This is a genomic window from Vibrio kasasachensis, from assembly GCF_050337565.1.
GTDB lineage: Bacteria > Pseudomonadota > Gammaproteobacteria > Enterobacterales > Vibrionaceae > Vibrio > Vibrio kasasachensis.
This window is the reverse complement of sequence record NZ_JAKJTB010000008.1, coordinates 200,204-215,431: the sequence shown is the minus strand read 5'-3', so window position 1 is coordinate 215,431 and position 15,228 is coordinate 200,204. Positions and strand designations below refer to the sequence as shown.

The 15,228-nt window shown below is 43.2% G+C and carries 15 protein-coding genes; 9 read left to right on the top strand and 6 right to left on the bottom strand.

The window, feature by feature from the left end; all coding sequences use genetic code 11:
* The first annotated feature begins 270 nt into the window (after positions 1-270).
* Together rnt and L4C38_RS01395 are read left to right on the top strand one after the other, a co-directional pair.
* Positions 271-933, top strand: coding sequence for a ribonuclease T (rnt, locus tag L4C38_RS01400; RefSeq protein ID WP_428795732.1), 663 nt, complete (start codon positions 271-273; stop codon positions 931-933).
* 26 nt (positions 934-959) lie between these two features.
* Positions 960-2,282, top strand: a complete 1,323-nt coding sequence (locus tag L4C38_RS01395) for a Na+/H+ antiporter family protein (protein ID WP_428795731.1) — start codon at positions 960-962, stop codon at positions 2,280-2,282.
* A gap of 103 nt (positions 2,283-2,385) precedes the next feature.
* On the opposite strand, the gene bamC is transcribed toward L4C38_RS01395, so the two are convergent.
* Positions 2,386-3,408, bottom strand: a complete 1,023-nt coding sequence (bamC, locus tag L4C38_RS01390; protein WP_428795730.1) for an outer membrane protein assembly factor BamC — start codon at positions 3,406-3,408, stop codon at positions 2,386-2,388.
* A 53-nt stretch (positions 3,409-3,461) separates the two neighbouring features.
* Entirely contained in the window at positions 3,462-4,340 is an 879-nt protein-coding gene (dapA, locus tag L4C38_RS01385; protein ID WP_428795729.1) for a 4-hydroxy-tetrahydrodipicolinate synthase, read from the bottom strand.
* A gap of 413 nt (positions 4,341-4,753) precedes the next feature.
* Here dapA and L4C38_RS01380 point away from each other — a divergent pair, with 413 nt between their 5' ends.
* On the top strand, positions 4,754-5,296 hold the full coding sequence (locus tag L4C38_RS01380) for a glycine cleavage system transcriptional repressor (RefSeq protein WP_428795728.1): 543 nt from the start codon (positions 4,754-4,756) through the stop codon (positions 5,294-5,296).
* An 11-nt stretch (positions 5,297-5,307) separates the two neighbouring features.
* On the top strand, positions 5,308-5,775 hold the full coding sequence (gene bcp / locus L4C38_RS01375) for a thioredoxin-dependent thiol peroxidase (RefSeq protein WP_428795727.1): 468 nt from the start codon (positions 5,308-5,310) through the stop codon (positions 5,773-5,775).
* Between the two features lie 70 nt (positions 5,776-5,845).
* On the opposite strand, the gene L4C38_RS01370 is transcribed toward bcp, so the two are convergent.
* The 3 genes from L4C38_RS01370 to L4C38_RS01360 all read right to left on the bottom strand — a co-directional run bounded on the left by L4C38_RS01370 (position 5,846) and on the right by L4C38_RS01360 (position 9,197).
* Positions 5,846-7,717: a methyl-accepting chemotaxis protein gene (locus tag L4C38_RS01370; protein ID WP_428795726.1), complete on the bottom strand. Its 1,872-nt coding sequence runs from the start codon at positions 7,715-7,717 to the stop codon at positions 5,846-5,848.
* A 183-nt stretch (positions 7,718-7,900) separates the two neighbouring features.
* A complete protein-coding gene (locus L4C38_RS01365; RefSeq protein WP_428795725.1) occupies positions 7,901-8,974 on the bottom strand; it encodes an AI-2E family transporter in 1,074 nt (357 codons plus the stop codon).
* Complete coding sequence (locus tag L4C38_RS01360) at positions 8,967-9,197, bottom strand: sulfurtransferase TusA family protein (RefSeq protein ID WP_428795724.1); 231 nt, start codon at positions 9,195-9,197, stop codon at positions 8,967-8,969. The genes L4C38_RS01365 and L4C38_RS01360 overlap by 8 nt, the downstream gene beginning before the upstream one ends.
* A 255-nt stretch (positions 9,198-9,452) precedes the next feature.
* Between L4C38_RS01360 and bepA the strand changes: the two genes are divergently transcribed.
* The 4 genes from bepA to L4C38_RS01340 are packed head-to-tail and all read left to right on the top strand — an operon-like array spanning position 9,453 to position 12,293.
* Positions 9,453-10,910, top strand: coding sequence for a beta-barrel assembly-enhancing protease (gene bepA / locus L4C38_RS01355; protein ID WP_428795723.1), 1,458 nt, complete (start codon positions 9,453-9,455; stop codon positions 10,908-10,910).
* Positions 10,911-10,924: 14 nt separating this feature from the next.
* A complete protein-coding gene (gene arsC / locus L4C38_RS01350; RefSeq protein ID WP_428795722.1) occupies positions 10,925-11,269 on the top strand; it encodes an arsenate reductase (glutaredoxin) in 345 nt (114 codons plus the stop codon).
* Positions 11,266-11,841, top strand: a complete 576-nt coding sequence (gene wrbA, locus L4C38_RS01345) for an NAD(P)H:quinone oxidoreductase (protein ID WP_428795721.1) — start codon at positions 11,266-11,268, stop codon at positions 11,839-11,841. The genes arsC and wrbA overlap by 4 nt, the downstream gene beginning before the upstream one ends.
* Before the next feature lie 2 nt (positions 11,842-11,843).
* A complete protein-coding gene (locus tag L4C38_RS01340; protein WP_428795720.1) occupies positions 11,844-12,293 on the top strand; it encodes a DUF2069 domain-containing protein in 450 nt (149 codons plus the stop codon).
* A 70-nt stretch (positions 12,294-12,363) separates the two neighbouring features.
* Here the strand turns inward: L4C38_RS01340 and L4C38_RS01335 are convergent, their stop codons facing one another.
* Positions 12,364-13,593 carry a DUF2066 domain-containing protein gene (locus L4C38_RS01335; protein ID WP_428795719.1) on the bottom strand — a complete coding sequence of 410 codons (1,230 nt, stop codon included), beginning with the start codon at positions 13,591-13,593 and terminating at the stop codon, positions 12,364-12,366.
* A gap of 370 nt (positions 13,594-13,963) precedes the next feature.
* On the opposite strand from L4C38_RS01335, the gene L4C38_RS01330 reads away from it, so the two are divergent.
* Positions 13,964-15,199, top strand: a complete 1,236-nt coding sequence (locus tag L4C38_RS01330) for a uracil-xanthine permease family protein (protein WP_428795718.1) — start codon at positions 13,964-13,966, stop codon at positions 15,197-15,199.
* Positions 15,200-15,228 lie beyond the last annotated feature (29 nt).

The following is a 15,228-nucleotide window of genomic DNA, read 5'->3' as shown; positions in this document are numbered from 1 at the left end:
AAGGTGCAGGTAGGCGGCAAGTAAGAAAGTCCCCTGAGCATAGGTGAACTATGTGATTGGGACGCACGAACACAACCAACACCGCTGCAACTTCAAGTATGACGGGTATAAGCGCTTTATATTTCAGCGAGTCATCCAAATAAAATCCGTGCATTCCATCACACGCTGATTAATACGCCAGTTATCGAGCTTAAATGCAAATTAATGTTGATTGGTATTGCATCTAGAATCTGCAATAATGCCAGCCTTGTCACACTAATTTGATTCAATATGACTATAGAAAATGAAGCTTTGACGCTAAAAAAACGCTTCCGTGGTTATTTCCCGGTAGTAATAGACGTTGAAACCGCGGGCTTCAATGCCCAAACAGATGCACTTCTTGAAATTTGCGCCGTCACCCTAAAAATGGATGAGCATGGCGATCTCCATCCTGCATCAACCCTTCATTTCCATATTGAGCCCTTCGAAGGGGCAAACTTAGTTAAAGAAGCACTTGAGTTTAACGGAATTCGTGACCCTTTCAGCCCATTGCGCGGTGCGATTGCGGAATCAGAAGCACTAAAAGAAATTTACAAGCTTGTACGCAAAGAGCAGAAAGCGGAAGATTGCAGCCGTGCAATTATTGTTGCTCATAATGCCACGTTTGATCACAACTTTGTGATGGCAGCAAGTGAACGCAGCAAACTAAAACGTGTTCCTTTCCATCCCTTCGCGACTTTCGATACCGCAGCTCTCAGTGGTCTTGCTTATGGTCAAACCGTTTTAGCCAAAGCATGTAAGGTCGCAGGAATGGAGTTCGACAACAAAGAAGCCCACTCTGCATTATATGACACACAAAAAACAGCAGAGTTATTCTGTGGAATCGTCAATAAATGGAAAGCCCTAGGCGGTTGGCCACTAGCAAACGATGAAGCGGAAAACACAGCACAATAAACGCAAACATAACTAACGAGTTAACTATGAATCCAGTTGTAATATCTGTATGTATCATGCTGATACTTGCCCTGATGAGGGTCAATGTCGTGGTTGCACTGACATTTAGCGCTATCGTCGGTGGTCTGGTATCAGGCATGAGCTTAAATGATGCGGTTTCCGCATTCGAAAGTGGTCTTGGTGGTGGTGCTACCATCGCTTTAAGCTACGCGATGTTAGGAACTTTTGCGGTAGCCATCTCCCGCTCCGGCATTACTGACCTGTTAGCCAATAACGTTATTAAACGCCTAAATGGCAAGGAAAACGCTACGGCTACGACCGGCTTAAAATACGGAATGCTATTTTCACTGGTCCTTGTGACTATGTCTTCGCAAAACGTTATTCCTGTACACATTGCGTTTATTCCTATTCTTATTCCCCCTCTTTTAAGCGTGTTTGCCAAATTGAAGCTCGATCGTCGTATGGTTGCGTGTGTACTGACTTTTGGTTTGATAACACCCTACATGATCCTTCCAATCGGTTTTGGTGGCATCTTCCTAAACAATATCCTACTAAAGAACCTACATGACAACGGGTTAGATGTTGTTGCTGGTCAAGTCCCTACAGCAATGCTATTGCCGGCTGCTGGTATGCTATTTGGCTTGCTAACGGCGATCTTATTCACCTATCGTAAGCCTCGCGAGTACGCAGAAACAAGCCACACAAAAGCAAGCCAAAATACTCAAGAGATCAACAAGAAAAACATTGCAGTTGCTGGTCTTGGTATTGTTGCGGCACTTGCGGTTCAGTTGAGCACAGGTTCAATGATCATTGGTGCACTAGCTGGCTTTATGGTCTTTACCGGCGGTGGCGTTATTGCTTGGAAAGAGACCCATGACGTGTTCACTAAAGGTGTACACATGATGGCTATGATAGGCTTTATCATGATTTCAGCTGCTGGTTTTGCAGCAGTGATGAAACAAACTGGTGGCGTAGAATCATTAGTTCACGCTCTTTCCACCAGCATTGGCGACAATAAACCTCTTGCTGCATTGTTGATGTTGATTGTTGGTCTACTGGTTACCATGGGTATTGGCTCATCCTTCTCGACGATTCCAATTATCGCAACAATTTATGTACCACTGGCGGCGGCATTCGGTTTCTCCCCAATGGCAACTATTGCTCTAGTCGGCACCGCAGCTGCGTTAGGTGACGCTGGTTCTCCAGCTTCAGACTCCACGCTTGGTCCCACTTCCGGTTTGAACGCGGATGGGCAACATGAGCACATTTGGGAAACCGTGGTACCTACCTTTATCCACTACAACTTGCCACTTATTGCATTTGGTTGGTTGGCGGCAATGATACTTTAGGTTACCTGCATCGAAATTATACGCCTGTAGCGGCATCACCAATATTCGGTCGAAAAAAAAGCTGACATAAATGTCAGCTTTTTTACTATCAAAAAACAATGGCTTATTGGTGCTTTTTAGCCATCGCAGCTAGAACTGGAACCATATCTTTTAGTAGCTTTTGCTCAACTGGCTTACCTGTAGAATCGGTTACGTTAATCGATGTACGGTTACCCAAGTCACCAAATAAGAAGGTATAAGTTACCGATTTAAGTTCAATGGGTTTAACACCAACCTCTTGCCAGAATTCATCATCCTGCTCTACGTATTTTGCTTTGATTGTGCCTTGCGACTGGTTACGCTCTTCAATCGTGAAGCCCATTGCTGGCAAAATTTTCGGTAAACGCAACCAAAGAACATCGTAAGGTGCACGTGCGATTATCACAGGTAAACCTGAGCGGTCAGTACCCATAGAAATAGGGATCTGTTTGACCAGTTCACTTGCTTTGCGCTCGGCTTCCAAACGAATATCAAGATCATATCTTGCAGTTAGCAAGTTTGCCATCAAAGCGCTGTAGCGTTCTTGATTGGTGAAGGTCACGGGTAAATCTTGGTTACCCTGACGCCAATCAATCATACTTAACTTAACCGCATGGCGCGCATTATTAGAAAATCGAGTTAACTCATAACGCGCACTTAATGGTGCATCTTCGTCTTCTGAAACCCAAGTGATCCATTCAGTTTCCAAACGTGAATCTGACTGTTCACGGATACCCAGGTTGCGCTCTGAGATTAACGTTTGTGCGGTTTGCCAAACACTATCAGCTTGTTCTTGTTTTAGTAACCAAATGGTCACATCACCATTCACTCGCTCAATTCGAGCACCAGGAATAAGCTCTAATACTTGCTGAGGCGGACGAATATCTACTTGATTACCAATACCACCCGCGTAATCACCTTTAGGAATCTGGTAATTGTTGTAGACGCGAAGCTCTGAGCCCTCAAGCGACTTCCACTCGATCAAAGGCGCAGTGTTAAGATAATTAAAATCATTGTCCGCTTGGCGGCGCTGGTCAGCACTGCCGGAGCACGCACTTAACACAAAAACAGCTAGTGAACTAACGACTAGCTGGGGTGACAACTTCATTGAAACTCCTGATAAATAAATGCTGAAGCTTTACGCTTCAGCAATCCTTAAATTTAGTTGATGCCAGCATCTTTCATGGCTTGAGCTACAAGAGGCTCGGCCGATGTTGAAAGATCTGTAAGCGGTAAACGCAAACCACCGAACTCTATCAAACCCATCTTATTCGCTGCCCATTTCACAGGGATAGGGTTTGATTCAATAAACAGATTCTTATGCAAAGGCATTAGGCGTTGGTTGATAATATCCGCTTCTTCGTATCGACCTTCTTTTGCCAAGCGGAACATAATCGCCATATCTTCTGCTGCAATATTGTTGGTCACAGAGATAACACCGTGTCCGCCGAGACGAACGAAATCTAGCCCCGTCGCATCATCACCACTTAGTAAGATAAAATCTTTACCACAAAGTTCCTGATGTTTTGCAATTCTGCTTAAATCACCCGTTGCATCTTTAAGTGCAATGATATTTTCAATCTTAGATAAGCGCGCAACGGTCTCAGGTTGTAGATCAACGCCAGTACGACCCGGTACGTTGTATAGAATCTGAGGAAGATCGCTCTCTTCCGCGATCGCTTTATAATGCTGGTAAAGACCTTCCTGCGTCGGCTTATTGTAGTATGGCGTCACACTCAAGCAACCCACAATACCTGAATTATTCAGCAGGCGATTAAACGTCACACACTCATGAGTTGCATTAGCACCTGTGCCTGCGATAACCGGTATACGACCTTCTGAAAACTCAACTGCCTTGTGCACTACTTTGACATGCTCTTCGATGGTTAAAGTCGGACACTCACCTGTGGTCCCAACAGCAACAATACCATCACTGCCGGCGGCAACATGGTAATCGACTAGCTTCTTCAGGCTAACGTAATCTACTTCGCCGTCTTGAGTAAATGGGGTAATTAGCGCTACGATACTTCCTGAAAACATGTCCTTCTCCGATATTTTTATGCTTTCTGCATGGTACTGTATGGAGATGAAAAAAGACAAGCGCTTAACACCGCTTAAGTCATCGATTTGTCTCAATATCGCGGTCTAAATTGACCAAAGCAACAGAATTCAGACCTGTGTCAAATTGTGTATCAAATAAACATTCTCAAATAACATGATGTTATACCAACTTCCATTCATCCAAATTGTCTTATAGTTGGTTAAATCACTGCGAAAATGCCCCTTATTTTGGCCTGCCACATCATCACTGGAACGGTAATTTCCGAGACACTGAGTAATTCCTAAGCAAACACGAGTAAATGTGAATAAAATGATCACAATCATTATTTTTACGCTCAATAACTATGCTAGAGTAACTGATTAATAATCAATACAAATATTGAAGTGATAGTATGACTCAACATCTGGTAATTACTGCGGTTGGTAGCGACCGTCCTGGTGTATGCAACCAAGTTGTGCGCCTAGTCACGCAATCTGGTTGTAATATTGTTGATAGCCGTATAGCTCTGTTCGGTAGTGAATTCACGCTAATTATGCTGCTGTCAGGCAGCAATGGTGCCATAACTCGTGTAGAAACAACCTTGCCTTTGCTTGGACAAGAGCAAAATCTTATCACTATGATGAAGCGCACGGCTAAACACGCTCATCAGGATAACACCTATACCTTAGAAGCGTTTATTGAGTCGGATGACAAAGTGGGTTTAACCGAGCAATTTACTCAGTTTTTTGCCAATAGAGAAATAGACCTTTCCTCTCTTAGCGCTCAAACCATCAGCAAAGATAAACTCGAATCGCTGCACGACCAATTTCACCTTGCGCTTACTGCATCGGTTGATTCCGAATGTAACTTAATGCAGCTACAAGAAGAATTTACTGATCTTTGTCGAGATCTAGACGTAACAGGCACGTTGAATTTTATAAAGAACAGTCAATAGAAGGAATCATCATGAATACGCTTACTGCTGGATCTCCAGCACCGGCTTTCTCCCTTTTGGACCAGGATGGTAACCAAGTGAGCCTTGCTGACTTTGCTGGGAAAAAAGTTCTTTTCTATTTTTACCCTAAAGCGATGACCCCAGGCTGTACTGTCCAAGCTCAAGGCTTGCGTGATACCAAAACCGAATTAGATGCACATAATGTCGTCGTGCTGGGTGTGAGTATTGACCCAGTTAAACGTCTTGGTAAATTTATTGAACGTGATAACTTAAATTTTTCTTTGCTTTCAGATGAAGACCACGCAATAGCTGAGCAGTTTGGCGTGTGGGGTGAGAAAAAATTCATGGGCAAAGTATATGACGGTCTGCACCGCATCAGTTTCTTGATTGATGAAAACGGTATGATTGAACATGTCTTTAATAAATTCAAAACTAAAGACCACCATGAAGTTGTGCTGAGTTACCTGAACGACAAATAAGATTAGCCAAGTAATACAAACAAAAACGCCAGCGATCCGCTGGCGTTTTTTATTAACTTAAGCATTAAGCTTAAACAATAAACTTATTCAGTAACTCGTCTTGTTGACGGACGCTTTGCGTTTGATGTTCCATTGCCGCACTTGATTGTTGCGCCGCATCAGAGACTAATGTTGTTAAGTCTTTAATACGTACTGTATTACTGTTGATCTCTTCCGCAACTAAACTTTGCTCTTCTGCCGCCGAAGCGATTTGTAAGTTCATATCAGTAATGCGTTGAATAATGCTACCAATCGCTTGCAAAGACTCATTCGCTTGATGCGCTTTATCTACTGCGATATCTGCCGTTGTTTTACTTTCATTCATTGCTGCCGATACTGAGCTGGCACCAGATTGAAGTTGTTCAATCATACCGCGAATTTCGGTCGTTGATTGTTGGGTGCGCTGAGCTAACGTACGCACTTCATCAGCTACAACAGCAAAACCACGACCAGAGTCGCCTGCACGAGCTGCCTCAATTGCCGCGTTCAGCGCCAGAAGATTAGTTTGGTCTGCAATATCATTGATCACTTTTAAAATGGTTTCGATATTGTTCGTCGCTGTTTCTAAACCTACTACTTCTTCAACTGCTTGGTCTACACGCATAGAAAGCTGGCTGATAGCTTCTGTGGTATCACTCACTACCTTCGAACCTTGACCAGTTACGTGTTCTGCCTCCTTAACGGCTTCCGCAGCGCCTTGGGCATTATTAGCAACATCTGTTGCTGTTACTGACATCTCATGCATCGCCGTCGCTAGTTGTTCCAATTCTTCTAACTGGCTAGCCACAGCCTTTGAAGCGTCTTGCGCGTTAACATGTGACTGTTCTGTACCAACCAGAATATCGGAACCAATTGCTTTCGATTGGATTATTTGTTGCTGCAAGTTCTCAGTAAACGAATTGAAACCACGTGCCAACTCTGCAAATTCAGTGTCTGTATTAGTATCTAGGCGTTTGGTTAAATCACCCTGACCTGATGCCACATCTTGAATTGCATTATTCAGATCATTAAGCGGACGCATTAGGAACTTGATCAATAAAGAGAGCCCAAGCACACTTAGTACCAATGCAATAGCGGCGTAGATGATAGAACTGTTACGCATTTCGCTAATCGCAGAAAAAGCGATTGATTCATCGACTACCGCACCGATGTACCAGCCTTCTGAAGCCACTTTAGTGAATCGAACTAAATATGGGGTGCCATCTTTTTCAAAAGATTGCATACCTTCTCGGATATCCACTTCTGGTAGATAAGTAGATAGTTGCTTTCCGTTAAGATTCGCATCAGGGTGAGCAATGGTCGAACCATCTGAAGTCAAAATGAACATGTAGCCTGCATCTAACAGATTAACTTGATTGACTAGATCTGCTAGCTCTGTCAGCTCTACATCATAGAACATGCCAGCGACAAATTGACCATCATCTTTGATTGGCGTTCCAATCGAAATGATCATTTTATTTGTCATTGCATCGACATAAGGGTCAGTAACAACAATCTTGCCTTGGCTTTTAGCCTGTTTAAACCAAACTCGCGTACGAGGATCATAACTTGAGTCAACTTCCCAGACATCATCATTTTCGATGACAGAACCATCGTTGTCATAACCTAAGCCGACAGTAATAAAACCTTGCTTAATGACTGAGGTTTCTAAAACTTGAGCGATGTATTGACGATCATAAGGTGAAAGTTCGATCAACTCAGAGGTCGATTTAGCCAAATCACGCTTACTATCAATCTCGGCGCTAACAATAGTGCTAACTCCTTTCTCCAACTCTTCCAAGCTTGAATTAACTAGCCCTTCTACTTCATTTTTTACTAACATAGATTGCTGAATAGAAAGCAGAATAATGCTAATTAACAACAATACTGAAGAAGCTAAAACTATCTTCTGGCTAAACTTCACGATATACCTCGCAGAAACATCAATAACTAATAGTACTTTTATCGACAATAAAGGGGGGAAGTTTAGGCTTGTTTGATGTGATTTTATTAAAGTCGACAATCACATTTTTTAAATCAATGATTTTAAATATAAAAAAACCAGCGACAGTCACTGGCTTTTTTTAGCTAAATTATCTAGATGTGATCACGCTTCCGTTTCGGTTTCCAGCGCGTCCGGACCAGGCAGCGCATTCCATACCGCTTTAACTAATGTGGCTAAAGGAATCGCAAAAAAGACCCCCCAGAATCCCCATAACCCACCGAATACCAACACCGCTACAATAATCGCTACAGGGTGAAGGTTTACCGCTTCAGAAAACAACACTGGTACCAATACGTTACCATCAAGAGCTTGAATAATTCCGTAAGCAATAAGTAGATAGTAGAAGTCAGGTGATAATCCCCACTGGAATAAACCCACCATCGCCACTGGAATTGTAACGGCTGCAGCTCCGATATAAGGAATCAATACAGAAAAACCAACTGCTACTGCCAGCAATACCGAATAACGTAAATCCAATATGGCAAACGTTACATAACTAACGCCACCCACAATCAAGATTTCCATCACCTTACCGCGAATATAGTTTGAGATCTGTTCATTCATCTCTTCCCATACCTTAGTCGCAAGCTTTCGGTTACGAGGCAGCATTCCGCTCGCCATTGCTATCATCTCTTCTTTATCTTTAAGAAGGAAGAACACCAATAGCGGAACCAAAATCAGATAGACCGCTAACGTGGCTAAGCTAACTAATGAAGCAAGAGAACCTTTGACAACACTTTCGCCGACGCCGATCATTTGGTTTTTCGCGTTCGTCACTAAAGATTCAACGATCTGAAAATTAGCGAGTTCAGGATACTTCTGCGGTAATTCCGCTATCACATCTTGCAATCCACTGTACATATTGGGAATGTCATTAATCAAATTACCCACTTGCTGCCAAATAGTTGGTACCAATCCAAATAACGCAATCAATGCCAAACTAAAGAAGAATAGAATCGCGATAATCACTGACAAGGTACGAGGAATACCAATTTTTGACAGCTTCGCGACGGGCCACTCAAGTAAATAAGCCAGCACGATCGCAACAAGTAGAGGAGCAATTAAATTGCCAAAGAAGTAGATGGTAATAAAGCCAACTAGAAGAATCGCTACTAAGCTGACGGCGTGTGGGTCAGAAAAACGTCGCTTATACCAACGACTCACCATTTCAAACATCTAGAACATTCCCTCTAGTCACGTGCAATGAATAAAAACCACTAAGCTCAGCACAATCAACATTAAAAGTGTGCTGGTTAAGAAAGCGAATAATATCTGACTTGGAGCTGGGATCAGCAATCAAAATAAGCATTTGGTCTCCTTCTTGCAAAGCCATTACATGGCGCTTGGCAAGAAGCAAAGACAAGGGGCAACGCTGATCTCGCAAGTCTAATTCTTTCATCTTACTGACTATAACCGAATAAACAGTATGAACCGCTCATTGTATACGTAACTGCTTAGAATTGCTCGCTCTCTCATGGTCAGCCCAAATAAACCGTTATCTACGTGATAAAAGTGGTGATATGCAGCATCTTTATTTGCTTTGAAACCCTCGCAACAATAAAGTGTCTATACATATACGGACTCTGTAAATGACAAAATCTTTCGTAGATATACCCAAGTAACCTCAATTAAATAGGAAACGAACCTACTAGCTATGTTTAAGAATTTGCGATCGATTATCGCCCTTTGTATTGCGACAACTCTGAGCATTCCTTCAGCACCATTGATGGCTAGCAGCCTCAATTTGCCCGATATAGGCACTGCCGCCAGTAGTACATTAACCATTGACCAAGAACTGCAATATGGCGACGCTTATATGCGCATGTTGCGCAATCGCGCGCCAATCATCACAGACCCAGTATTGAGTGAGTATGTTGATACTCTTGGGCATCAGCTAGTTGCGAATGCCGATGATGTAAAAACGCCCTTTACCTTCTTTATGATTCGTGACCGCAACATCAACGCTTTCGCATTTTTTGGTGGCTACGTTGCGATTCACTCTGGATTATTTTTGCACGCACAATCTGAAAGTGAGCTCGCTTCCGTATTAGCTCACGAAATTGCACACGTAACACAACGCCATCTAGCTCGAAGCATGGAAGATCAAGCGCGTCGTTCCCCTGTCACTATGGCTGCTCTCGCTGGGTCTTTGTTGTTGGCGATTGCAGCACCAGAAGTAGGCATGGCAGCTATCACTGCAGCCACTGCAGGGAACATTCAAGGTCAAATTAATTACACTCGCAGTAATGAGAAGGAAGCTGACCGCTTTGGGATTGCGACATTGTCTAAGGCCGGGTTCGATGTAAACGCCATGCCACGTTTCTTTGGCCGCTTAGCTGACGAATATCGTTATGCGACCACTTTACCGCCAATGCTGTTAACTCACCCATTGCCACAAGATCGTGTTAGTGACACCAGAGCCAGAGCACAAAACTATCCACCTAAACGGGTTGCAACTTCACTCAACTACCATTTAGCACGTTCTCGAATTGTGGCGCGTTACGCTGGCATTAAATCAGATGCAGCCATTGATTGGTTTGACCGTAAAGAAAGCAAAGCTGAAAACCACATAAAACCAGCGTTGCAATATGGTCGATCCCTTGTCTATTTGGATAACCAGCAACTTGACAAAGCAGCGCCTATTCTAGAGAAGCTGCGTAAACAAGATAGCAATAATCGCTTCTATCTCGATGCATTGTCTGATCTCTATATTGCGCAAAACAAGCCAGAGAAAGCCAGCAAAATGCTTGAACATGCTCTCAAATCTGAACCGAATAATCCTGTGCTAATGATTAACTATGCCAATAGCTTATTAGTTCAAGAAAAATACCAACAAGCGATTCGTGTTTTGCAACGTTACACTCATGAAAATAGCAATGACGTTAATGGGTGGCACTTGCTTTCTGAAGCCAATATCAAACTAGGCAATAGCCAAGAAGATCTTGCGGCTCGCGCTGAAATCCTTGCATTAAAAGCCAATTGGAGCAAAGCCATACAGTATTATACTCAAGCTGGCCAAATGGCAGAATTAGGAAGCTTAGAACAAGCCAGATACGACGCGCGTATTGATCAACTAATGGTACAACGTGATCGTTTTATGGCATTACAATAGACAGGAGACTCTGAATGTCAGTCGTGATTTATCATAACCCTCGCTGCTCAAAAAGCCGCCAGACACTATCTTTATTGGAAGAAAATAACGTTCAAGCAAAGATCATAAAATATCTTGAGACACCATTGTCAATTGAGGAACTCAAAACACTATTTTCGCAACTCTTACTGAGCGAGGTACGCAGTATGATGCGAACCAACGAAAATGCTTATAAGGAGCTCAACCTCGCGCAAGCGTCTGATGAAGAGTTGTTTGAAGCAATGGCAGAGAACCCAATACTTATTGAGCGCCCAATTGTCGTTGCCAATGGCAAAGCAATACATGGTCGCCCGCCAGAGCAAGTTCTTGATATTCTATGAAGTGCCAACTAATTGTTCTCTATTACAGCCGCCATGGGACAACGAGAGCGTTAGCCCAACAAATTGCGCGGGGGATTGAATCTATCCCTCATTGCGAGGCTCTACTGCGTACCGTAGAAGACTTTTCTTCACATAATTCAACGTTACATGACCCACTTATCACATTAGATGAACTCAAAAACTGTCATGGTTTGGCAATGGGTAGCCCGGTATGGTTTGGCAATATGGCGGCACCACTCAAGCATCTATGGGATCAAACCAGTGCACTTTGGGTTGCTGGTGATTTAATTGATAAACCCGCTTGTGTTTTTACCTCGTCATCCAGCTTACATGGTGGACAAGAAACCACTTTGCAAACCATGAAGCTTCCACTATTTCACCACGGAATGTTAGTGATGGGTATTCCCTACTCAAACCCTGAACTGCACACCACTCAAACGGGCGGAACTCCATATGGCGCAAGTCATGTTTCGCATTCTGGTCAACATGGACTTTCAGAAGATGAAAAGACATTGGCCAAACAACTTGGAAAGCGTCTCGCAACAACTGCATTTAAACTGTTCAAGGAGTAATTATGTCCGACATCCAGCCAGATAATTTGCTCAAAGATATGATGCCACTGACCAAAGCATATCGACTGCTAGCCTTGTGTGCCAACTTGGGGCTACTTGCTTGGGTTGCGATATGGCAGATTTCTTTATCACCACATCCACATATCAATAGCACAACCTTAGCCATTGCCTGGTGCATCCCTTTACTTCTCCCCTTGCCCGGCATCTTGGCAGGTAAGCCATACACACATGCATGGGCAAACTTCGTATTGATGCTCTATTTCCTGCACGCATTAACGCTTTTATATGTCGATAGTGGCGAACGTTGGCTGGCAATCGTTGAGTTATTACTTACAAGTGCTGCATTTGTCGGAAATATTCTTTATGCACGGGCTCGTGGCAAGGAGTTAGGACTCAAACTACGTCGATTATCAGAAGTAGAAAAAACTGAGAAAGAGAAGTTTAATGACTAAAGTTCGCTTTAGCGGTAAAAATAATAAAGGTCTAGTAATACTAGACCTTTATTATTTTTACCGAGTCTGATTAAGCGTCAATATCGGTACCTAGAATCGCCTGTGCAGGCTCTTGTTTATCAGGTTCAACTGGCACAGGCGCAACATATTTACCACTCTGCCATTCAAACATCAACATTGGCTCTGGTTCAATCCCCATCGGAGCTTGTTCGATAATATTAGGTAACGATGCCTCTGTTCCCACGCCATCAATAGTACTTACTCCCACATCAACTTGCTCTGTTTGTGCTTGCTCAGGAATTGCTTCTACTTCAAGTGCCATTGGCGTTGCTTCTCGCATTCGAGATACTTGCTGTTCAAACTCTGCTGGGGTTGTTAATAAGTGCACTGAGAACGTCACTTGGTTACCTTGGATCTTCAAAATATCCAACGATGCTACTGAGTTTAACTGTTGCAGTTTTCGCTCTAAAACAAAGAAATCAATGGCATTGTCTAAAGAGATAAAGCGAACCTTCACTGATTCAGATGATTTACTCGCTACCACTACACTGCTCTGCTTAGCATAATAATCACTGATTTGATTAATCAGTTTATCAGCCGCATCGGTTCCATTGTTGCTACCAGAAAGCGGGGCTTGACGCGTAACACCTATCGTTTTCGGTGTTTGATCGTATAACGTCCAACGTAGATTGTTATTGCTAGCACGGATCACTAAAACTGCATCAGCAGGATAACGTTGACTGGCTTGACCAACTGGCAAGGCAAAACCGCCCCACAGGTCTGAAAGGTCAATACCGGTAACATCATCAAAATCACCAACAGGAACGGTGAGAGGTAACCCTCGCTCTGTGGCATGCAACTTCAGTTTGTCTAGTGTTTCTGAATTTGAATGTTCCCACGCAATTACACGCTCTGACTGAGACTCTTCCACCAACCAAACCAAAACATTGGCACGTTGAACCGACCACGTTGGCAATTGAGCTTGGCTCAATAAAGCGCTAATTTGCGGTCCGTTAAATCTCATCTTCAGTGTTTGCTGTTCACCAAGCTTGCCATAGCTAATTTGATCAATGTACTGAGCGCTTTGCTTTAGTGCTTTTCGTACAACAGGATTACTTAACGCATCTTGCATACCTGATGCGCGTACAATCACTTGCTCCATACCATCAACACGCGCCCGCGCATCGGGTTTTGCTAAGCTCTGATCTAACACAACCTGAGCTTGATAAAGATCAACATTAGTAAGGGCTAAAGCAGGGAAGCCAATTAGACCTAATGCGAATAAAACAATAGAACGCATATTTTTCCTAGAATCGGTTATAGCCATTTAATGGCAGATGATAAGCAACTTATCAACACTGAGCAACAAAAGCGCAGCCGAACTGCCTAATTTTTGACCTCTGTTGTGAGTTCAAGCGAGCTAAAAATTTTTCTGTTCAATCGACATTCATTCAAAGCTTGCTTGAGACGACTAACTTATTATTGAAAATTTTGATATGGACCCGCCCACAAATATATCAACAATTATTCTAATTTCGATTGTAATCGTTTGCGATGGTGATAAGATCCCGCGAATTTTTATTTTGAGCCAATATTTCACCGGTTTAAATCAGCAAACCAGCTAAATACTGTGAAAACTGGATTACTTGCCACCACAAAGGAATAAAACAATGAAAAATGCCATTCAAGGCGCACAAATGCTCTTCGTCGCATTTGGTGCTCTAGTACTGGTTCCGCTTCTCACGGGATTAGATCCTAGCGTTGCACTATTCGGTGCCGGTATCGGTACTCTAATTTTCCAAATCATTACCCGTCGTTCTGTTCCTATCTTCCTCGCTTCTTCTTTTGCCTTCATTGCTCCTATTCTATTCGGTGTTCAAACTTGGGGAATCCCTGCCACTATGGGTGGTCTAATGGTCGCTGGCTTAGTGTATGTAGCACTGGGTGCACTGATTAAAATTCGTGGTGTTGATATTGTCCATAAACTACTACCTCCGGTGGTCGTAGGTCCAGTTATTATGGTTATCGGTCTGGGACTAGCTCCTACAGCGGTAAGTATGGCGCTTGGGAAAGCAAACGGTGTTCAAGTCATTGACGCTAACGTTGCGTTGGTTGTCTCTTTAGCATCGTTAATCACGACTATCTGTATTAGCGTGTTTACTCGTGGTTTCCTAAAATTGATGCCTATCTTAGGCGGTATTATTGTTGGCTATTCACTGAGCCTTTTCTACGGCATTGTCGATTTCACACCAGTTCATCAAGCTGCATGGTTTGCACTACCTGCCTTTGTGATGCCTGAATTCAACATCAACGCTATCTTGTTTATGATCCCAGTTGCCATTGCACCAGCAGTTGAACACGTAGGTGACATGCTTGCGATTTCAAACGTAACGGGTAAAGACTACCTTAAGAAACCGGGTCTTCATCGCACCATTGCTGGTGACGGATTCGCAACAATCGCAGCATCAATGGTAGGTGCTCCACCAAACACCACTTACTCAGAAGTGACTGGTGCAGTTATGTTAACTAAATCTTACAACCCAGTTATCATGACTTGGACTGCTATTACCGCAATCATTTTGGCACTAGTGGGCAAACTAGGCGCACTGCTACAAACGATTCCTATGCCTGTAATGGGCGGTATTATGATGCTGTTGTTCGGCTCAATCGCAACGGTTGGCTTGAATACGCTAATCAAGAACAATGTTGATCTACACAAATCACGTAACCTTGTGATTGTTGCGATTACACTCGTGTTTGGTATCGGTGGTATGGCATTTGGTATTGGTGACTTCAACCTACAAGGTATTAGCTTGTGTGGTATTGTGGCGATAGCTCTAAACCTCGTTCTGCCAAAAGACTTGGGTGACAACCATGTCGTTGATAACGCTCAAATGCCTGACTAATTAGTCAGTAGAATGGCAAAGGGTTGGCA